The sequence below is a fragment of the Streptomyces sp. NPDC002076 genome (assembly GCF_053593835.1).
Genome location: NZ_JBSFDI010000038.1, coordinates 40342 through 60468, shown reverse-complemented (window position 1 = coordinate 60468; position 20127 = coordinate 40342). Strand labels below are relative to the sequence as shown.

The 20127-nt window shown below is 69.6% G+C and carries 16 protein-coding genes and 1 pseudogene; 9 read left to right on the top strand and 8 right to left on the bottom strand.

Features of this window, described 5'->3' with window-relative positions:
* Together ACWCQS_RS43470 and ACWCQS_RS43465 are read left to right on the top strand one after the other, a co-directional pair.
* Positions 1-84, top strand: a pseudogene (locus ACWCQS_RS43470) (transposase); the annotation flags it as partial.
* Between the two features lie 22 nt (positions 85-106).
* Positions 107-574: a pyridoxamine 5'-phosphate oxidase family protein gene (locus ACWCQS_RS43465; protein WP_451009643.1), complete on the top strand. Its 468-nt coding sequence runs from the start codon at positions 107-109 to the stop codon at positions 572-574.
* Positions 575-605: 31 nt separating this feature from the next.
* On the opposite strand, the gene ACWCQS_RS43460 is transcribed toward ACWCQS_RS43465, so the two are convergent.
* On the bottom strand, positions 606-947 hold the full coding sequence (locus ACWCQS_RS43460) for a hypothetical protein (RefSeq protein WP_451009642.1): 342 nt from the start codon (positions 945-947) through the stop codon (positions 606-608).
* Between the two features lie 626 nt (positions 948-1573).
* Here ACWCQS_RS43460 and ACWCQS_RS43455 point away from each other — a divergent pair.
* The 5 genes from ACWCQS_RS43455 to ACWCQS_RS43435 all read left to right on the top strand — a co-directional run bounded on the left by ACWCQS_RS43455 (position 1574) and on the right by ACWCQS_RS43435 (position 6765).
* Entirely contained in the window at positions 1574-2335 is a 762-nt protein-coding gene (locus ACWCQS_RS43455) for a DeoR/GlpR family DNA-binding transcription regulator (protein ID WP_450981848.1), read from the top strand.
* Between the two features lie 156 nt (positions 2336-2491).
* Positions 2492-3856, top strand: a complete 1365-nt coding sequence (locus ACWCQS_RS43450) for an ABC transporter substrate-binding protein (RefSeq protein ID WP_451009641.1) — start codon at positions 2492-2494, stop codon at positions 3854-3856.
* An 85-nt stretch (positions 3857-3941) separates the two neighbouring features.
* Positions 3942-4904 (top strand): carbohydrate ABC transporter permease, encoded by a 963-nt coding sequence (locus ACWCQS_RS43445; RefSeq protein WP_451009640.1) that lies wholly within the window; start codon positions 3942-3944, stop codon positions 4902-4904.
* Positions 4904-5779, top strand: coding sequence for a carbohydrate ABC transporter permease (locus ACWCQS_RS43440; RefSeq protein ID WP_451009639.1), 876 nt, complete (start codon positions 4904-4906; stop codon positions 5777-5779). Before ACWCQS_RS43445 ends, ACWCQS_RS43440 begins: the two co-directional genes overlap by 1 nt.
* Positions 5776-6765 (top strand): zinc-dependent alcohol dehydrogenase family protein, encoded by a 990-nt coding sequence (locus ACWCQS_RS43435; protein ID WP_451009638.1) that lies wholly within the window; start codon positions 5776-5778, stop codon positions 6763-6765. The genes ACWCQS_RS43440 and ACWCQS_RS43435 overlap by 4 nt, the downstream gene beginning before the upstream one ends.
* Positions 6766-7046: 281 nt before the next feature.
* Here the strand turns inward: ACWCQS_RS43435 and ACWCQS_RS43430 are convergent, their stop codons facing one another.
* Positions 7047-9872, bottom strand: a complete 2826-nt coding sequence (locus ACWCQS_RS43430; RefSeq protein ID WP_451009646.1) for a SpoIIE family protein phosphatase — start codon at positions 9870-9872, stop codon at positions 7047-7049.
* A gap of 455 nt (positions 9873-10327) precedes the next feature.
* Between ACWCQS_RS43430 and ACWCQS_RS43425 the strand changes: the two genes are divergently transcribed.
* Positions 10328-11419: an alpha/beta fold hydrolase gene (locus ACWCQS_RS43425; protein WP_451009637.1), complete on the top strand. Its 1092-nt coding sequence runs from the start codon at positions 10328-10330 to the stop codon at positions 11417-11419.
* A 92-nt stretch (positions 11420-11511) separates the two neighbouring features.
* On the opposite strand, the gene ACWCQS_RS43420 is transcribed toward ACWCQS_RS43425, so the two are convergent.
* Positions 11512-11847, bottom strand: coding sequence for a hypothetical protein (locus ACWCQS_RS43420; protein ID WP_451009636.1), 336 nt, complete (start codon positions 11845-11847; stop codon positions 11512-11514).
* Between the two features lie 281 nt (positions 11848-12128).
* On the opposite strand from ACWCQS_RS43420, the gene ACWCQS_RS43415 reads away from it, so the two are divergent.
* A complete protein-coding gene (locus tag ACWCQS_RS43415; RefSeq protein ID WP_451009635.1) occupies positions 12129-13967 on the top strand; it encodes a glycoside hydrolase family 15 protein in 1839 nt (612 codons plus the stop codon).
* An 88-nt stretch (positions 13968-14055) separates the two neighbouring features.
* On the opposite strand, the gene ACWCQS_RS43410 is transcribed toward ACWCQS_RS43415, so the two are convergent.
* The 5 genes from ACWCQS_RS43410 to ACWCQS_RS43390 all read right to left on the bottom strand — a co-directional run.
* Positions 14056-15096 (bottom strand): cytochrome d ubiquinol oxidase subunit II, encoded by a 1041-nt coding sequence (locus ACWCQS_RS43410; RefSeq protein WP_451009634.1) that lies wholly within the window; start codon positions 15094-15096, stop codon positions 14056-14058.
* Positions 15093-16520, bottom strand: a complete 1428-nt coding sequence (locus tag ACWCQS_RS43405) for a cytochrome ubiquinol oxidase subunit I (RefSeq protein ID WP_451009633.1) — start codon at positions 16518-16520, stop codon at positions 15093-15095. The genes ACWCQS_RS43410 and ACWCQS_RS43405 overlap by 4 nt, the downstream gene beginning before the upstream one ends.
* A gap of 36 nt (positions 16521-16556) precedes the next feature.
* A complete protein-coding gene (locus tag ACWCQS_RS43400) occupies positions 16557-17396 on the bottom strand; it encodes an SDR family oxidoreductase (protein WP_451009632.1) in 840 nt (279 codons plus the stop codon).
* Positions 17397-17559: 163 nt separating this feature from the next.
* Positions 17560-19140 carry a GMC oxidoreductase gene (locus ACWCQS_RS43395; RefSeq protein ID WP_451009631.1) on the bottom strand — a complete coding sequence of 527 codons (1581 nt, stop codon included), beginning with the start codon at positions 19138-19140 and terminating at the stop codon, positions 17560-17562.
* Positions 19141-19242: 102 nt separating this feature from the next.
* A partial coding sequence (locus tag ACWCQS_RS43390) for a cyclase family protein (RefSeq protein ID WP_451009630.1) occupies positions 19243-20127 on the bottom strand: 885 nt, incomplete at its 5' end.

Here is a 20127-nt window from a genome sequence, read left to right as displayed (position 1 = left end):
ATCCGCCGCTACATCATCTGGCGGAACAAGCACGCCGCCGACGAACGCCTTCGCGATTTCGTCGACAGGGCGAACGTTGCTTGATGCGGCACTAGGGTCGGTCCCCATGGAGACCGAGACCACGGGAATCGTTCGTCGCCAGACGGCGGAGCGTATGCGCGACGCTCTGGAGCGGCTCGTTACCGAGCGGGACGTATGGGTGTCGACGGCTCACCCTGAACACGGGCCGCACCAGGTGCCGCTGTGGTTCTTGTGGGATGGGCGAGCGGTGTGGATGTGCACCAGCGCCACTTCCGTGACTGCGCGGAACGTCCGCAAAGAGCCGCGCGTGCGCCTGGCACTACCGGACACCTTCGACGTGGTGCTCCTCCAGGGTGAGGCGGAGTGCTTCCCGGAACAGGAGGTGCCCGTAGACGCGGCGGAGGCGTTCGCCGACAAGTTCGGGTGGGATCCACGCGTGGAAGAGGGTTCCTTTCTGTATGTACGCGTGGTCCCGAGGACTGTGCGCGCTTGGCGCGGCGAGCCGGAACTACGCGGGAGAGTCATCATGCGCGACGGGATGTGGCTGGAATAACGGCCGCCCCCGCCGACGCACCTCTCTCGGATCACGATCTACAGCTGGAGTACTGCCCACGAACGCGGTTGTCCGAGGGGAATTGAACCGACCGGCATCCGGCACCGAGGCGAATCGGCAGCAGACGCGACATCGCCAACCAAATCGCCAACTCGGCGTCTTCCGGCCCTGGATGTGGCTCAGCACTGAACTGGCAGTAGAGGTCGAAAAGCTCGGTTACGGCGCCATATGGCTCGGCGGTGGCGCACCCGACGGCAACCTCGGTACTGAAGGTGGACGCCACGGCCGGCTCGTGATCGGTGTCCAGACCGACCACTACGACCTGGATGAGCGGCACGGCCGTGCGCTGCACGATCCGGGCGGGTGTGACCATCCTGGACCTGAAGTACTGGGAATCGGGACGTGGTCAACCAGCTCAAGGAGGGCTGCCTGCACCGGCAACGCCGACGCCGTCACGGGCGCCTACCCGGCGGTGAGGAAGTACCTGGACCTGTCGAGTCTGAAGGCGGACGGCCTGGTCAACCACCGCGCCGGGGACGGCGACTGGGGGGACCGGGGCTCCGACATCGAGGCAGGCGCCTCCAAGTCACCAAGTCACCAAGCCACCAAAGAGATTCAGCGACGACGCAGAGATCCACGGACCGGCCCGGACGGCCGGACGACGACGCGCCCGCCATCGTTCAGCGGACCGGGCAGACCTGCTGAGTCGCGCCGCCCCGGTTCTTTCCAACCGTGGCCGAGCACGAGCAGTGATGAGGTCGATTTCATTTCGCCGTCCGCCCGAACCGGGCACTGCAAGTGGCCCACACGGGCGCCATTAAATAGAACAAAATGCACGACGGGGGTCGTGACCTGGGGTTTCGCTCAATCACTTCAGGCATCATCGGGCGGTTTCAGGCCCATTACGGGCCGGTTTGCTCGAAAAGGTGATTGGTATAAATGTGCGGCAAGACCGGGCACGCCGCGCCCGGACCGGGTACGGAAGGCGAGGTGAGTGCGATGAACGCCGAAGAGCGTCAGAGCCGGATTCTCGCGCTCGCTCGTCACCAGGGACGTGTCGAGGTCACCACCACGGCCGTCGACCTTGCTGTCGCGCCGGAGACCATCCGTCGCGACCTCAGCGTCCTGGAACGCAGGGGCCTGCTCCGCCGCACCTATGGAGGCGCCTATCCCGTCGAGGGCGCGGGCTTCGAGACGGGCCTCCCCGAACGAGAAACCTTGCACGTCAAGGACAAACGCCGGATCGCCGCGGAGGCGGTCAAGCTCCTCGGTGACGCGGAGACCGTGTTCGTGGACGAGGGCTACACCCCCCAGCTCCTCGCCGCGCTCCTCCCGGGCGACCGGCCCCTGACGGTGGTCACCGCGTCGCTGTCCACAGCAGCCGCGATCGTGGACTCTCCGCATGTCACCGTGTTGCTCCTCGGAGGCCGTGTCCGGGCTCGGACCCTGGCCACGGTGGGCTCATGGGCCTGCGCCATGCTCGAGCGATTCGTCATCGACCTGGCCTTCCTCGGGTCGAACGGGATCTCCCGGGAGCTCGGCCTGACGACCCCCGATCCGGTGGTGGCCGACGTCAAGGCCAAGGCGCTGGCCGTGTCGCGCCGACGCGTCTTCATCGGGCACCACAGCAAGTTCGGCGCGAGCAGCTTCTGCCGCTTCGCCGGCGTGGGCGACTTCGAGGCGATCGTCACCGACACCGCACTGTCCAGCGCCGAGGCGCACCGCTACTCACTGATGGGACCCCGCGTCCACCGGGTCTGACCAACTCAGCCCGCCCCCCTACCGCCAGGGACGGCACCGCCGGAGCCGCGCCGACGGCACCTCCCTGCCTGCACAGCCGAACACCACCGTCTGCCCGATCCCACATTCCCCTTGCCCTTCGCTGCCCACACCCGACATTTCATGAAAGGGACGATCATGATTTCGAGACCGACTGTTCTGCGGCGCGCTGTGCCGCTGGGCGCACTGGCCATGTGCGGCACACTACTCACGGCGTGCGCGGGCGCCGGCGGCGCGGGGGGTGGCTCCGGCTCGCACTCCATCAACGTGCTGATGGTGAACAACCCGCAGATGGCAGACCTGCAGAAGCTCACGGCGGCCAACTTCACCAAGCAGACCGGCATCAAGGTCAACTTCACGGTGCTGCCCGAGAACGACGTCCGCGACAAGATCACCCAGGACTTCTCCAGCCAGGCCGGCCAGTACGACGTGGCGACGATCAGCAACTACGAGACTCCGATCTACGCCAAGAACGGCTGGCTCGCCCCGCTGACCTCGTACGCGCAGAAGGACACCGCCTTCGACCAGAGCGACATCCTGCCCTCCATGCAGCAGTCCCTGACGGCGTCCGGACAGATATACGCCGAGCCGTTCTACGGCGAGTCGTCCTTCCTGATGTACCGCAAGGACGTCTTCAAGGAGAAGGGGCTGACCATGCCGGCCAACCCCACCTGGCAGCAGGTGGCCGCCCTGGCCGCCAAGGCCGACGGCGCGAAGCCCGGGATGAAGGGCATCTGCCTGCGCGGCCTGCCCGGTTGGGGCGAGGTGATGGCTCCGCTGACCACGGTGGTCAACACCATGGGCGGCACCTGGTTCGACAAGGACTGGAAGGCCCAGGTCGACAGCGCCGCCTTCACGAAGGCGACCAAGTTCTATGTCGACCTGGTGCGGTCCCACGGTGAGGCGGGCGCCCCGCAGTCCGGGTTCGCCGAGTGCCTCAACGACATGGAGCAGGGCAAGGTCGCCATGTGGTACGACGCGACCTCCGCGGCCGGGTCGCTCGAAGCCGGCGGGTCTCCGGTGGCCGGCAAGATGGCCTACGCGCCCGCACCGGTCGACCGGACCAAGAGTTCGGGCTGGCTCTACACCTGGGCCTGGGGCCTGCAGAAGGCGAGCAAGCACCAGGACGACGCCTGGAAGTTCATCTCCTGGGCGTCCAGCAAGCAGTACGAGGACCTGGTGGGCAAGAAGCTCGGCTGGTCCCGGGTCCCGGCGGGCAAGCGGAGCTCCACCTACACCAACCCGCAGTACGTCGCCGCAGCGTCGGCCTTCGCAGGCGCCACCGCGAACGCGCTGAAGGCCGCCGACCCGCAGAACCCAGGTGTGCAGCCCCGGCCCGCCCCCGGTATCCAGTTCGTCGGCATCCCAGAGTTCACCGATCTGGGCACACAGGTCTCCCAGCAGATCAGCTCCGCCATCGCCGGCAAGACCAGCGTCGATCAGGCGCTGAAGGCCAGCCAGGCGCTCGCCGAGAAGGTCGCCGCCAAGTACGCGGCCAAGTGATCCCTGCCCGACCCACCCGACGTTCCCGACCTCCCGGTCCCGCCCACGCGGGACCGGGGGACGGGAGCACAGCGGAGACACACCGATGACCCTCACTCACTCGCTCACCAGGCGTACCCGGGCACCGCGGACCGGCCAACAGGCGGCGCCCTCACGGCGATCCCGGGGAGCATGGGCCCGGCGGGCCCCGCTGCTCCCGGCCCTGATCTTCATGATCGTGGTCACCCAGCTGCCGTTCGTCGGCACTCTGGTGATCTCGTTCATGCGCTGGAACGCCCTCGACCCCGGCAACCGGGCCTTCGCGGGCCTGCAGAACTACAAGGACGCGGTGACCGACCCGCAGCTGCGTTCGTCCCTGCTGACGACCGTCGTGCTGACGGTCACCGTGGTGCTGGTCAGCCTGGTACTGGGCCTGGGGTTGGCGCTGCTGCTGGACCGTCAGTTCCGCGGCCGGGGCATCGTCCGGACCATGCTGATCACACCGTTCCTCGTCGTGCCCGTGGCCTCCGCGCTGCTGTGGAAGCACGCGCTGTACAACGCCACCTACGGGCTGATCAACGGATCGCTGACCTGGCTGTGGAGTCTGTTCGGCAGCGACAACGCGCCGCAGCCCGACTGGCTGTCCTCACTGCCGCTGATGTCCGTGGAGGCGTCGCTGATCTGGCAGTGGACGCCCTTCATGATGCTGATCCTGCTGGCCGGGCTGCAGAGCCGCCCCATGGACGCCGTCGAGGCGGCCCGCGTGGACGGTGCGACCACCTGGCAGGTCTTCCGCTATCTCACCTTCCCTCATCTGCGCCGCTACCTGGAGCTGGCCGCACTGCTCGGCAGCATCTACGTGGTGCAGAACTTCGACGCCGTCTTCACTCTCACCGGCGGCGGACTGGGCACCGCCAACCTGCCCTACACCGTCTACGAGACCTTCTACCAGGCGCATGACTACGGACAGGCCTCCGCGGAAGGCGTCATCGTCGTGGTCTGCTCCCTCCTTGTGGGCAGTTTCGCGCTCAGGACCGTCTCGTCCCTGCTCCGAGAGGAGACCCGCTGATGGCCGGGACCATCGCCACCCGCCGGCACACCACGGGCAGCCCTGACTCCGCGGCCCGACGCCGACGCGGCGCACTCGGCCTGCTGGCCTGGCTCTGCGGAGTCGTGTTCTTCCTTCCGGTCGCCTGGATGGTGCTCACCTCGCTGCACAGCGAGTCCGACGCCGCCACCAACCCACCGAGCGTGGGAGCGCCGCTGACCCTCCAGGGCTACCGGGAGTTCTTCGGCGCGAGTACCGGCGTCTCCCCCTGGCCGCCGCTGATCAACTCCTTCTCGGCGAGCCTCATGTCGACGCTCCTGGTGCTGGTGCTGTCCGTCCCGGCCGCCTACGCGCTGTCCATCAAGCCGGTGCGCAAGTGGACGGACGCGATGTTCTTCTTCCTGTCCACCAAGATGCTGCCCGCGGTGGCCGGACTGCTGCCGGTCTACCTGATCGCCGAGAACAGCGGCCTGCTCGACAACGTCGCGCTGCTGATCATCCTCTACACCTCGATGAACCTGCCGATCGCGGTATGGATGATGCGTTCCTTCCTCGCCGAGGTCCCCGTCGAGATCCTGGAGGCGGCCTCCATCGACGGCGCCGGACTGCCCACCGTCCTCGCCCGGATCGTGGCACCCGTCGTCGCGCCCGGCATCGCCGCCACCTCGCTGATCTGCTTCATCTTCAGCTGGAACGAACTGCTTTTCGCACGTGTGCTCACCGGCGTCGTCGCCGGCACCGCCCCCGTGTTCCTCACCGGCTTCGTCACCAGCCAGGGCCTCTTCCTGGCCAAGGTGTGCGCCGCCGCCGTCTGCATCTCCCTTCCGGTTCTCATCGCCGGATTCGCCGCCCAGGACAAGCTTGTCCAGGGCCTGTCCCTTGGAGCAGTCAAGTGAAAGCCGCCGTCATCAGCTCGCCCGGCCAGGTCGGCGTCGAGACCGTCGACGACCCCACACCCGGCCCCGGGCAGGTGGTGATCGAGGTCTCCGCCTGCGGCCTGTGCGGCACCGATCTCCACATCCTTCAGGGCGAGTTCGCCCCCACCCTGCCCATTGTTCCCGGGCACGAGTTCGCCGGCGAGATCGTCGCCCTGGGCTCCGGGGTACGCGACCTGGCCGTCGGCGACCGGGTCGCCGTCGACCCCTCTCTGTACTGCCACGAGTGCCACTACTGCCGTATCGGGCGCGGCAACATGTGCGAGCGCTGGAACGCCATCGGTGTCACCGTCCCGGGCGGCGCGGCACAGTACACGGCCGCCCCCGCCGCGAACTGCGTCAAACTCCCCGAACACGTCCGCACCCAGGACGCCGCCCTCATCGAACCGCTGTCCTGCGCGGTACGCGGCTACGACATCCTGCGCAGCACGCTCGCCAGCAATGTACTGATCTACGGCTCGGGCACCATGGGCCTGATGATGCTCGAACTCGCCAAGCGCACCGGCGCGGCCACCGTCGACATGGTCGACATCAACGAGGACCGGCTCGCCACCGCCCGCACGCTCGGCTGCAGCAACGCCGTGACCACCGCCGACGCGCTCGAGCGCCCGCGCGGCTGGGATGTGGTCATCGACGCCACCGGCAACGCCCGTGCCATCCAGGACGCCCTGGGCCGGGTCGGCAAGGGGGGCACCTACCTCCAGTTCGGTGTCGCGGACTACGCGACCCGGGCCACCATCGACCCGTACCGGATCTACAACGAGGAGATCACCATCACCGGCTCGATGGCGGTCCTGCACAGCTACGAACGCGCCGCCGAACTGTTCGCCGGTGGAGTGCTCGACCCGGAGATCTTCATCAGCGACCGGCTGCCGCTGGCGGACTACGCCGATGCTCTGCGGCAGTTCCAGGCCGGGAAGGGCCGGAAGATCCAGGTACTGCCGTGACCACGAGCACCGACCGCGGCGGCGGCCGGGTCCGCACGGAGTCGGCGCTTGGGGCCCTGATCGGCAGGGGGACACAGCGGCCCCCGGCCGCCCGGCGCTCGTCATCGGCGAAGCAAGGAAACCAGCAGACGAACCACAACTACCTGGGCTTTCCTTGACGCTGGCGTTGAACGCCATGTCAGCCGCGGAGGCGCGCCCCGAGGCCGTGCCCAGCTCCTCGGCCTTTGGACCCCAGAAGACCACCTGGGCCTGCGCGTTCAGCACCACCGACGCTGAACAGATCAAGCGGGCCGCTGGGCGGTCGTCCACTCAGGCAGCACACGCCTGGACCGACCGCTGACACACCGGCAGGCGGTACCAGGGGTGGTACCCGCACCCGCACGGGGGCTGTTGCAGCAGTCGCCCTTCTGTGGTTCGGCGGTGTCCACCACTGGTGCCGGGATCGCCTGCTCGGCCCAGATGATCTTGCCGGTGGACAGGTACCGGGTGCCCCACCGGGTCGCGAGCTGGGCGACGAGGAAGAGTCCTCGGCCGCCTTCGTCGGTAGTGGCCGCGTAGCGCAGGTGGGGCGAGGTGCTGCTGGTGTCCGAGACCTCACAGATCAGGCTGCGGTCGTACAGCAGGCGTACCCGGATCGGCCCGGTGGCGTGGCGGATGGCGTTGGTGACCAGCTCGCTGAGGATGAGTTCGGTGGTGAACACCAGTTCCTCCAGCGCCCACTCCGACAGCAGGCGGTTGACCCTGGCCCGCACATCCGCCACCGCGGCGGCATCGGAGGGCACCTCCCAGGTGGCGATCCGGTCGTCCGCCAAGGCGCGGGTCCGGGCGACGAGCAGGGCGACGTCGTCGCTGGGACGTGCGGGCAGCAGCGCGTCCAGCACCGCGGTGCAGGTCTGGTCCGGGGTGCGGCTCGCGTCGCCGAGGACGGCGCTCAGCCGCGCCAGGCTCTCGTCGACGTCGCGGTCGGGGGTCTCGATCAGCCCGTCGGTGTACAGCACGATCTGGCTGCCCTCGGGCAGCCGCAGCCGAGTGGTTTCGAACGGCAGCGCTGCCAGGCCCAGAGGCGGCCCGGCCGGCACGTCCGGGAACTCCACGGTGCCGTCGGGGATCACCACCGCGGGCGGCGGATGCGCGGCGCGTGCCATCGTGCAGGCCCGTGTGGTCGGGTCGTAGATCACGTACACGCAGGATGCGCCGGTGACCCCCGGCACGCCGTCGTCGGTCGCGTCCTCCTCGTCGATCCGTGCGACGAGCTCGTCCAGATGCCACAGCAGTTCATCGGGTGGGATGTCGAGTGCGGAGAAGTTGCGCACGGCCGTTCGCAGCCGCCCCATGGTGGCCGCCGCGTGCAGGCCGTGACCGACGACATCGCCCACCGCCAGTGCGACCCGCCCGCCGGGCAGCGGGATGACGTCGAACCAGTCGCCGCCCACGGACTGGGCCGGCAGATACCGGTGGGCGAGGTCGACGGCGTTCTGGTCGGGCATGCCACGCGGCAGCAGGCTGCGCTGCAGGGCAACAGCCATCATGTGCTCGTGGGTGTACCGGCGGGCATTGTCGACGGACACCGCCGCGCGGGCCACCAGCTCCTCGGCCAGCGACAGATCGTCCTCGTCGAACGGCTCACGCTCCCGCATACGCCAGAAGTACGCCACGCCGAGCAGCACACCACGGGCACGCAGCGGGGCCACGATGCGCGAGCGGACGCCGGATTCGAGGATGGCCTCCGATCGCGCCGGGTCCTGGGCTCGCCACACCTGCGCGGCAGCGAGATCACGCTCCAGCACCGCCTGCTGGTGGCCGAACGCCCACGCCTGCGGTGTGGCGGAATCCAGCTCGAAGACCTCGTCGAGCTGCATGAAGGGATGCTCGTCGCGAATGCCGTGCACAGCCACCCGGCGCATCGGAACGCTCCCGTCGGGCGCCGGCTCCTCGCCGTTCAGGACGCCCTCCACCAGATCGACCACGGCGAAGTCGGCGAAGTGCGGTATCCCGACCCTGGCAAGTGCTGCGGCGGTACGTTTCACGTCGAGTGAGGTCCCCATGGAGCCGCTGGCGTCATACAGCAACTGCAGGCGCCTACGAGCCGCCTCGGCCTTCTGTGAGAGCAGCCGCAGTTCGGTGGAGTCCCGCAGCGTGGCCACGCTCCCCGGCGGGCCGCCGTCGCGCCCCGTGGGCCAGCAGTTGACCACCAGCAACCGCTCCCCGACGGTGAGCACCTCGTCGCTGACAACGCGTCCCGGAGCCAGCAGCTCGACCGCCGCTCGGTCCAGCCCGAGTTCGTCCAAGGGCCGTCCCTCGGCATCCCCCGTGAGACCGAGCAGCCGCTGCGCCTCGTCGTTGACCACCGTGATGCGGCCTCGCGGGTCGAGGCCGACCACGCCCTCCCGGATGCCGTGCAGCGTGGCCTCCCGGTCCTGGAGCAGGCCCGCGATCTCCTCCAGCTCCAGTCCGAACGTGCTCCGCTTGAGCCGGGCGGCCAGCAGGAAGGCGGCGCCTGCTCCGACCGCCAGGGCGATCCCGGCGTAGATACCGAAGGCGGGCAGCTCACGCACCAGCTCGCCGGACGCCTGGGTCTCCGGAATGCCGGCCGAGACCTCTCCCACCAGACGGCGGCCGTTACCCGGCGCGTACAGCGGCACTATCCCATTGGCCGAGCGGCCCGTCGCGCCCACGTTGATCCTCGTGTGCGACTTTCCGTCCCGGGCCACGATCGGATCGGAGACCCGCTGGCCGATCAAGGCAGGTATGGGATGCGAATGACGGACATGGTGCAGGTCGATCACCACGACGTAGGAGGCACCGGAGTCAGCGGCGATACGCTGGGCCACGTTTTGTACGACACCGTGACGCGTCGGCGGCGCTCCGACAGCAATCGCACCGCGAATCTGCGGATTGCCGGCCGCGATCCGCGCGATCGACACCGCCCGCTGCTCGTACAGGGCGTCCAGGCGAGCGCGCTGGGCGAATGCGAACAATGCGAAACCGACGGCGCTCATCACCGCGAGGATCAGCAGCAGGGCGAGAAGGATCCGCTGCGAGAGCTTGCGCCTGCGGCCGCCCGGCCGCAGTCCCCGCCCGGGCCACCAGACCACCAATGCCCACATCCCTCCGGCGACGGAGAAGATATATAGACAATTGTCGCGCTTTCCAGCGACAAGCGAAGACTCGACCAAGGAAGGGCATGCCAGGCAGCGACGGCGTGGGCGCTGACCTCTGCGCGCCGACAGGGCTCTGAGCTGTACAAACGCCCAGATGCCAGATCACCGCCGACGCCGCGGTTCCCCCACCACGACTGCTGGTCGCGGCCTGCGTCTCCGAGTTTCGGACGTCACCGCACATCGAACCGTCACGATCACCAAGCCGCCCAAGGATGCTGGGTGTGGCTATCCGCTCCTTGCCGTTGCCGATGCCCGTGTCGACGAGAAGACGCCGCCTGATTGCCGCACGGCTCGTGATCGGCCCTCCCGTACGGCCGGCACTCCCCTACACCCGGCGGAGTAGTCACGATGGCTCCCCCCGCAGGATGACCGCGGGTGTGCCATGGGCGATGCTGTGGGCTGTGACAGCTGATCTTCGCCGAGTCGGCGCCGAACCCGAGGAAGGCGACGGAGACGGGGGCGCCGCTCCGGCATCCGCTCCGTCGTCGCTCTCTGCCGAGCGCGCACACCGGCCACGCCGCTCCCGGCTGCGGCGGTGGCTTCGGCGCGCGGCGCTGGGCTGTGCCGTCTTGCTGGCCGTCGTCACAGTGGCCTCGTTCGTCTACAACGGCGTCACGGCCGGGCGCGCCACGCCGCCGCGCGGGCTCAGGTACGTGCAGGCCGCCGACATCCGCACGCGCTACCAGACCTGGGGCACGGCGGGCCCACCGGTCGCATTGGTGCACGGCGCCTTCGAAACCGTCGACACCTGGTCACGCCTTGCCCCGCTGCTCGCCCGCGACCACCGGGTGTACGCGCTCGACCTGACGGGCGACGGATACAGCGAGCGCCACGGCCCGTACACCGTCGACCATTTCACCCGGCAGCTCCTGGGCTTCCTGGATGCCATGCACCTCGGCGGTCCGGGCGAGCGCCCGCTGCTGGTGGGGCACTCCAGCGGAGCCGCCGTGGTCACCGAGGCGGCGCTCAAGGCCCCTGGCCGGCTGGGCGGAGTGATGCTCCTCGACGGCGACGCCCTCGACACGGGTGCCGGGCCGCCGCCGGCCTTCAAGTACGTGCTGATCGACCCGTACCGCACCAGTCTGCTGCGGCTCGGGCTCGGCATCGACTCGCTGATCCGCAGCGTGTACGACGCACAGTGCGGACCTGCCTGTCCGCGCCTGGACGCCGCCGGCCTGGATCAGTGGCGACGCCCGCTCCGGGTGCCGGGCGCGGAGAGCGCGCTCTGGAGCATGCTGGCCGCGGGCGTGCCGGGTCTGCCCGCGGACCAGGTGGCTCGGCTCGCCGCGGTCCGCCTGCCCAAGTCGGTAGTGTTCGGCACCGAGGACGACGTGTTCACCCGGCAGACGCCGCAGGAGACCGCCCGGCGCATCGGCGCACCGCCTGCCACGCTCATCCCCGGCGCCCGGCACCTGACGATGATCTCCAGCCCCGAGGCGGTCGCGAAGGCCGTGGACAGACTCACGGCGGCATCGGTCGCGGCATCACAGTGACCGCGCCTGAATTCGTGTCAGGTCACGACCGGCTCGCCGGCCTGGTCGCCCACGGGGTCGTAACGACGTCCCGCTGACGTGGTGACAGGACGTCAGCCAGGGGCGAAGGAGAAGCTCTGCCACAGGCCGGTGCTCCTGACGAACCGGTCCGACGCCCCGATGTCCAGGTAGTCGCTCTGCTCACCCTTCGGCACGGTGCAGTCCGGTGTCGTGTACAGGAGCAGGCTGCTCTGTGTCTGATTGTTGACGTGGGTCACGCCTTCGGGGAATCGGTGACATCCGTGGATCGGCGGGTTGGAAAAGGTCTCCACGATCCTGATGCCGTTCCGCGCCACGATCTGACCGGACGCCTGGTCCTGGCAGGCGGTGAGCGCGACACCGAGCAGCGTGACGCCGGTGAGCGCGGCCAACAACCGTGAAGGGGGCATCGAGCGCCTCCTGAGGTGCGGGGAGCTGCCGGGGATCTCGTCCCTTCTTCACTGTCCGCTCTTCACTATCCGCCAGATGCCACGGAGTCGCACGGTGAGGAGGACGACCGTCCGCAGCACCCGGGCCGCAGCCGGGGCGGCACGGTGAGGAGGACGACCGTCCGCAGCACCCGGGCCGCAGCCGGGGCCCCGTACCGGCCCCGTGGCCGGAGCAGGACCCCCGGCTTACGCTGATCGAGTGGGCCCATCCGGGTGAGACGCACACCGAAAGGGGCGCCCCGATGGACGACTACCCGCTGATCGAGAACCACGGCCTGATCGGAGATCTGCAGACCGCGGCACTGGTGACCACCGAAGGAGTGGTCGACTGGTTCTGCTCCCCGCGTTTCGACTCGCCGAGTGTGTTCGGAGCGCTCCTGGACAAGGAGAAGGGCGGGCACTGCACGGTACGGCCGGCGCATCTGACCCATGCGACCAGGCAGTTGTACCTCCCCGACACGGCGGTCCTGGTGACGCGGTTCATGACCGAGGCGGGCGCCGGTGAGGTGCTCGACTTCATGCCGGTGACCGGTACGACGGTCACCTCCCGGCACCGGCTGGTCCGCCTGGTCCGCTGTGTGCGCGGCAGCATGACGTTCGAGGTGGAGATCGCCCCGCGGTTCGACTACGGGCGCATGCCCCACGTGCTGCACCTCACCCCGCACGGAGCGGTCTTCGCCGCGGCGGACGGCACGGAACTCACCGTGCACCCGATCCGCGAACCGGACGACGAGCGGCTCATGGACGTGCTCACGGACCGGGACGCCGACCTGCACCTCTCGCTGAACCTGCGGGCCGGCGATCTGCGCGGGCTGGTTCTGGAGATGGGCGCCGAGGGGCCGCCCGCTGAGGTACGCCGGGACGAACACCAGCGGCTCTTCGACGAGACAGTGGCGTTCTGGCGGTCCTGGCTGGCGCAGTCGCGGTACACCGGGCGCTGGCGGGAGGTGGTGGAGCGTTCCGCGATCACGCTGAAGCTCATGACGTTCGCCCCCAGTGGCGCCGTGGTGGCCGCTCCGACGGCGGCTCTGCCGGAGCAACTGGGCGGCGAGCGCAACTGGGACTACCGCTTCACCTGGATCCGTGACGCCTCCTTCTCCGTGTACGCCCTGCTGGGACTGGGCTTCACGGACGAGGCCCGGGCGTTCATCATCTGGCTGAGCGACCGGGTCAAGGAGCGGGTCGGGAGCGAGGGGACCACGGGTCCGCTCAACATCATGTACAAGGTCGACGGCTCCTCCGACCTGAACGAGCAGATCCTCGACCACTGGGAGGGCTATGCGCGTTCCGCGCCGGTGCGGATCGGCAACGGCGCCGCGACGCAGCTCCAGTTGGACATCTACGGCGAGGCCCTGGACAGCATCTACTTCGCGCACCGGCACGGCTTCCAGGTCGGGCACGGGGGGTGGACCTCGATGCGGGCGGACCTGGACTGGCTGGCCGACCACTGGGACCAGGCGGAGGAGGGCATCTGGGAGACCCGCGGCGGTCGCCAGGACTTCACGTACGGGCGTGTCATGTCGTGGGTGGCGTTCGACCGGGCCCTGCGACTGGCCGAGTCGAAGGGGTGGCCGTCGGCGTCGGGGCGCTGGCGCAGCGAGCGGGACGCCATCTACGAGCAGGTCATGGCGAAGGGATGGAGCGAGGAACGGCAGGCCTTCGTCCAGCACTACGGCAGTGAGGTACTGGACTCCGCGTTGCTGCGCATGGCGACGGTCGGCTTCCTCACGCCGGAGGATCCGATGTGGGCGTCGACCCTGGACGCCATGGAACAGCAACTGGTCAGTGACAGCCTGGTCTACCGCTACAACCCCGACGCCTCGCCCGACGGCCTGCGCGGCTCCGAGGGCACCTTCTCGCTGTGCACGTTCATGTACGTCGACGCCCTGGCCCGTGCGGGGCGGACCGACCGGGCGAGGCTGGTGTTCGAGAAGATGATGGGGTACGCCAACCATCTGGGCCTGTACTCCGAGGAGATCGATCCGACGGGCCGTCAGCTCGGCAACTTTCCGCAGGCGTTCACGCATCTGGCTCTCATCGACTCGGCCCTCACCCTGAACGAGGCGCTCGACCGGCGGTAGTGCACACCCCGGTTCAGCCCTCCGACGTCGTCGGCGCTCACCGCGCTCTCACCGTGCGCGGCGGTCGTGCGGGGGGCCCGGCACGGGGTCAGACCTCGTCGACGGCGGCGTCGCCGCGCAGGTCGGCGTCGGTGAGGCCCTCCAGCTCCCCCTGGGTGTCCAGCCAGTACAGCAGGGCGACCGCGGGGACGACGAGCACGATGGCGACGAGGGTGACGAACGCGAGCCAGCGCAGTGCGGTGTGCGCGCCCGCGCCCTCGGCGATGGTCAGCGAGGTCGGGACGAGGTAGGGGCGCTGCGCCATGCCCCAGGCGATGACGGCCGACGCGACCACGCCGACCGCCGTGACCCGGGACCACGCCGCTGAAGGACGGGTCAGCGACCATGCGGTGGCGAACGTGGCCAGCACGGCCGCGGCGACGAAGAAAAGCCCCACTCCGTGGGTGAGCCCGTGCCACACGTGCGGCGCGTCCCCGTGGGTGACGAACAGGGTGATGACGGCGAGCACGGCGACGGCGCCGAGGGCGGCGAGGGCCCGCCGGCGGAAGTACCGGTCCAGGTCCTCCGCTGCGTAGCGGCGGGCGTCCGCGGCGAGGAAGACCGCGCCGAGCATCGCCGTGGCCGCGATGGCGAGCAGACCGAACAGCAGGGACGTCGGATTGGCCCAGGCGTCGGTCGACGCCGTCGTCGTGGCGGTCACCCGGCCCGAGGCCACTCCCCCGGCCGCGGCGCCGAGGAAGAACGGCGTCAGCAGTGAGGCGAGGGCGAAGACCGCGCCGTACAGGCGCCGGCCGGCCAGCCGCCGGACGGGCTTGCGCAGGGCGAAGCCGGCGCCGCGCAGCACGATGCCGACGGCGGCCAGCGCCAGGGGCAGCCACATCGTGGTGAACACCCGCTGGAAGAGGACGGGGAATCCTGTCCACATGATGACCAGTACGAAGATCAGCCAGACGTTGTTGACCTCCCAGACGGGCTCCATCGCGTGGTCGATCAGCCGGCGCGGGCGCTTGCCGCGCTCCGCTCCGCCCGCGGTCAGGTCCCAGAAGCCGGCTCCGTAGTCCGTGCCTCCGCCGCAGGCGTAGGCGGCGATCGCGAGCAGCAGGACGACGGCGACGACTCCGGCGATCACAGTCGGCTCCCGGCGGGGCGCGGCCCGTACGGCGTGTCTGTCTCCGGTGTCTCCTCGGGCGGCCGCGGTCCGCCCGGCCGGTCGGCGAGCCGCCAGCGGGCGCGCATCTTCAGCAGCACCACGAGGAACGACCCGAAGACGAAGACGTACACGAGGACGACCAGACCGAACATGATCCACAGACTGGTGGAGCGCGTGGCCGTCACCGCTTCGGCGACCCGCATGTTCTGGTACACGATCCACGGCTGGCGGCCCACCTCGGTGGTGATCCAGCCGCACTCGACGGCGACGACGGAGGCGAGGCCGGCCACGGCCGCGCACCGGAAGAACCAGTGGCTCGCGGGCATCCGGCGGCGCAGCAGCCACATCGCCGCGTACCAGAGGGCGAGCAGCACCAGCAGGGAGCCGATCCCCACCATGATGTCGAAGGCCCAGTGGGCGATGGTGGCCTGGGTGGCCGTCGGCCGGTCATTGGCGGACACCGAGGTCAGTCCGGTGACCTTGGTGTACGCGTGGAATCCGGCGAGGATGGAGTCGAGTTGCGGGATCCGGATGCCGCCGGAGATGCTGCCGTCCGGATGCAGCCGGCCCAAGAGGTACTCCGGCTGGTGTGTGTCGGTCTTCCAGACGATCTCCATGGCGGCGAACTTCACCGGCTGCTTGTGGAAGACCTGCCGGGCGATGGAGTCGCCGAGCACGAACTGCACGGGTGTGCACACGGCGGCGAGCGTGAAGGGGATCGTGAAACCCAGCCGGTGGTAGCGGTCCCGGCGGCCGCGCAGCCATCCGACGGCGTAGACACCGGCCACGACATAGCCCGCCGTCACGAACATCGCGATGACGAAGTGCCAGTACTGGGGGCCGAACATGGGGGTGAAGACGGCCTTCCAGATCTTCACGTCGACCGGTTTGCCGGCGGCGTCGAGGGTGAAGCCCCGGGGGGTGTTCATCCACGAGTTGGCGGCCAGGATGCCGAAGGCGCCGAGCAGGGCCACGAGGGGCAGGGGAAGTCCGAGCAGGAAGTGGGTCCGGGAGGGAAGCCTCCGCCAGCCGTAGAGGTAAATGGCGATGAGCACGGCCTCCAGGAAGAACGCCCAGGCCTCGACGCCGAAACCGATGCCGAAGACATCGCCCCACCGGCCCATCATGCCCGGCCACAGCAGCCCGAACTCGAAGGACAGCACGGTGCCGGTGACGACACCGATCGCGAACTGGACCGCCATGACGGCCGACCACCGGCGGGCCAGCAGCAGGGCGGTGGCGTCGTCACGGCGCAGTCCGTATCCGTGGATGATGAGTGTGATCAGTGGCAGCGCCACGCCGAGGGGCACCAGGACGATGTGCGAGGCCAGGGTGAAGGCCATCATCGATCGGGCCGGCAGCATTTGCGCCGGCGCGTCCGCCAGCAGCAGGACCGTGTGCATATGGGCTGTCTCCGGAGGCCGGCACGGGTGGGTGGGTCAGCCGCCGGTGGCGAAGCCCGGGAAGAGCGTCATCCCGCCGTCGACGTACAGGGTGGTGCCGACGACGTAGTCCATCAGGTCGGACGCGAGGCCGACGACGGCGTGGGCGATGTCCTCTGGATCGCCGATCCGCTTGTAGGGGATCAGCCGCATGAGGTCCTGCTGCGCCTCGGGTGTCTCCCAGGCGCTGCGGTTGATGGGGGTCTTGATGGCTCCGGGGGCGACCGCGTTGACCCGGATCCGCTTCGGGGCGAGTTCCTGGGCCAGGGTCGCCATCATCATCTGCACGCCGCCCTTGGACGACGCGTAGTTGACGTGACCGCTCCAGGGGATGATCTGGTGGACCGAGCTCATGCAGATGATCTTCCCGGCGGCACTCGACACTTCGGGGACGACCCCGCGGCGCAGGAACTCCTTGGTCGCCTCGCGGGCACAGAGGAACTGCCCGGTGAGGTTGACGTCCAGGACCTTCTGCCACTGGGCGAGGGTCATCTCCGTGACCGGCGCGTCCCGCTGCAGTCCGGCGTTGGCGACCAGGATGTCGATCGTGCCGAACTCCCGGACCATGCGGTCCATCATGGCGACGACCTGCTGCTCGTCGGACACGTCCGCCTCGTAGGCGGCCGCGCGGACCCCGAAGCCGGTGATCTCCTCGACCACCTTCTCCGCGTCCTCACGGCCGGCCACGTAGTTCACCACGACATCGGCACCCGCCCGGCCCAGGGCGACCGCCGTCGCCCTGCCGATTCCGGAGTTCGCGCCGGTCACCAGTGCCTTCTGCCCCCGCAGCAGCTGGGCGGGGATCACGCCTTGGGGTGCGCCCTCGGTGGAACTCACGATGTCCTGCTCCTCCACTGCGTGCCCATGTCCGCCGGGTCCGTCGCCCGGAGGCCCAGGCATCACCGAAGCACCGCACAGGGGCCGCGGCATCCCGGGGCGGACCGTCTTGCGCTGCCCGGCTGAGCATCTTCGCCCGGTCGGCTCCGTGCGCCGTGGCGGGTCAGCCCAGCTGCTCAAGCAAGTGGTCGCCCACGCGCAAGGCGTTCGCGATGGCCGTCAGGGACGGATTGACCGCGCCGATGCTCGGGAAGAAGCTCGTGTCGACGACGTAGAGATTGTCCAGGTCATGGGCCTTGCAGTTGATGTCCAGGGCCGAGGACGCCGGGTCGGTGCCGAAACGCACGGTGCCTGCCTGGTGGGCGGTGGCGCCGATCGGCATGCCCTTGTGCAGGTAGATGCTGCGGGACAGCAGCCGGTGCTCGTGCATGCCCAGATGGCCGAGCATGTGCTGCAGTTTGTGCCGCAGGCGCGTCAGGCCGGCGATGTTGTTCCCCTCGTCCAGCGTGAGCCGGATCCGGCCGTCGCCTTCCAGGGTCACCCGGTTGCCCGGCTGCGGCAGGTCCTCTCCGCACAGCCAGAAGTCGACGGCGTGATGGGCCAGGACCTCGAACGGCATGTCCGGTGCCACCGATCCGGCCCAGCGCGGCGCCTCGCCGTGGATCTGCTCGGCGTCCGACTTGCCGAGCATCTGGATCCCGCCGAGCGGATAGTCCCAGTCGTCCGCGCCCAGGTACCAGTCGTGCAGGGCAAGGGTCTTCTGGAACTGGGTGTCGTTGGGCTCCTTCGAAACGGCCATCAGCGCGAGGTTGTTGTGGCGCATGTAGTGCCGGCCCACGACGTCCGAGCTGTTCGCCAGCCCGTTCGGATGCCGGTCGTCGGCCGAAGCGAGCAGCAGCGCGGCGGAGTTGACGGCGCCGCAGGCCACGACCACGACGTCGGCCGAGAACCGGGCCTCCTGCTCGTCCGGGAGCTGGGCGACGACGGTGGTGACGCTGCGCCCGGAGGGGTCGGTCTCCAGCTTCGTCACCCGGGCGTTGGTGAGCAGCTCCACGTTGGGGTGCCCCAGTGCCGGCTCCACGCAGATCACCTGGGCGTCGGACTTGGCGCGGACGAGACAGGGGAAGCCGTCCACCCGGTTGCAGCGGATGCAGGCACTGGAGTGGGTGGCCCGGCCGACCGCGTCCTGCGTCAGGTTGACGCCGATCGGCAGATGGAAGGGGTGCAGTCCCCGCTTCTCCAGGTCCTGGCTCAACTGCTCGATGCGCGGCTCGTGTTCGACCGGCGGACAGGCGTACTGCGCACTGCACGGCCCTTCCCAGGGGTCCTCGCCGTGCCGGCCGTGCACCAGGTAGAGGTGCTCCGCCTGGGTGTAGTACGGCTCCAGGTCGTCGTAACCGATGGGCCAGGCGGGTGAGATGCCGTCGTGATGGCGGAGTTCGCCGAAGTCCTCGGGCCGCAGCCGGAACAGGGCCGCGCCGTAGAACTTGGTGTTGCCGCCGACGTAGTAGTTCACCTCGGGCGGGAACTCGTTGCCGTGCCGGTCCAGCCAGAACTCCGGGGCCCGGTACTTGGCCTTGACGAACACGGCCGTGGAGTCCCAGTTGTCGCGCTCGCGCCGTAGGTAGTCGCCGCGTTCGAGGATGAGGACGCGTTTGCCGGACGGGGCGAGGCGGTGGGCCAGCGTGCCGCCGCCGGCACCGGTGCCGATCACGATGACGTCGTACGAGGGCAGGGCGTCCACGCCAACCACCGTCCTTGCTCGCGTGGTCTGCGGCCGTTGCTTCTTCGAACGTACGCGCCCTGCTGTGGTGCGGCACCCGGAGCTGGCGGCGCACCGGCACGGTCACAGCACGGCGATCGGGTTCACCGGGGAGCCGGTCGCCGCCGGCAGCCGCAGCGGGGCGACCACGCACAAGAAGTGCCGGCGCCCCTCCTGTTCGCACACCTCCGCCAGGTCTTCGAGGTCCAGGTAGTCCAGCAGGTGCAGCCCCATGGCGTTGACGGCCAGCACATGGACGGGAAACGCGACCCCGGCGACCGCACTCGGCGCCGCGTCGCTGTTGCCGTCCGACCCCAGGACGGACACGCCCCGCTCGGCCGGGAAGCGCATCGCCGTCGGGTGCAGACCTGCCCGGGACCGCGTCACGTCCCAGGCGCCGAGGGTCCGCCGGCGCAGGCGGTGCCCCACGCGCACGAACAGCAGATCTCCCGGTCCGACCGCGGTCCGCTGCGCGGTCTCGGCCGCGACGAGGTCCTCGGCGGTCACCTGGTCCCCGGGGTCGAGCCACGGCACACCGCGCAGGCGCGGGATGTCGAGGAGGACGCCCCGTCCGACGATGCCGTCGCGCACCAGATCGAGCGTCAGCGCCTCGGCGCCGTCCGGCGTCACGGTGCTCGCGGGGACGCCTCCGTAGAGCTCGCCGTCGAAGATCACGTGGCACAGGGCGTCGAGGTGGCTGTCGACATCGCCGTGCACATTCATGGCAAAGCGGTCACGCGCGAAGTCGAGCCCGCGCTCGGAGGTCTCCGGGTGCGTCGGTGCCGTCATCCGGTGGGTCGCGGGCTCCGGACTGTCGGGGCCGGACCGGGTCTCGACGGGCGCGGCCAGCGACACGGTCCGCCCGGACCGGACCTCGGCGGCGGCCGCCACCACCCGCCCCGGCGTCAACCGGTCCAGCGCGCCACGCCGCCGGTCCCCACCGTCCAGCGCCTGCTCCCGCAGCCTGCG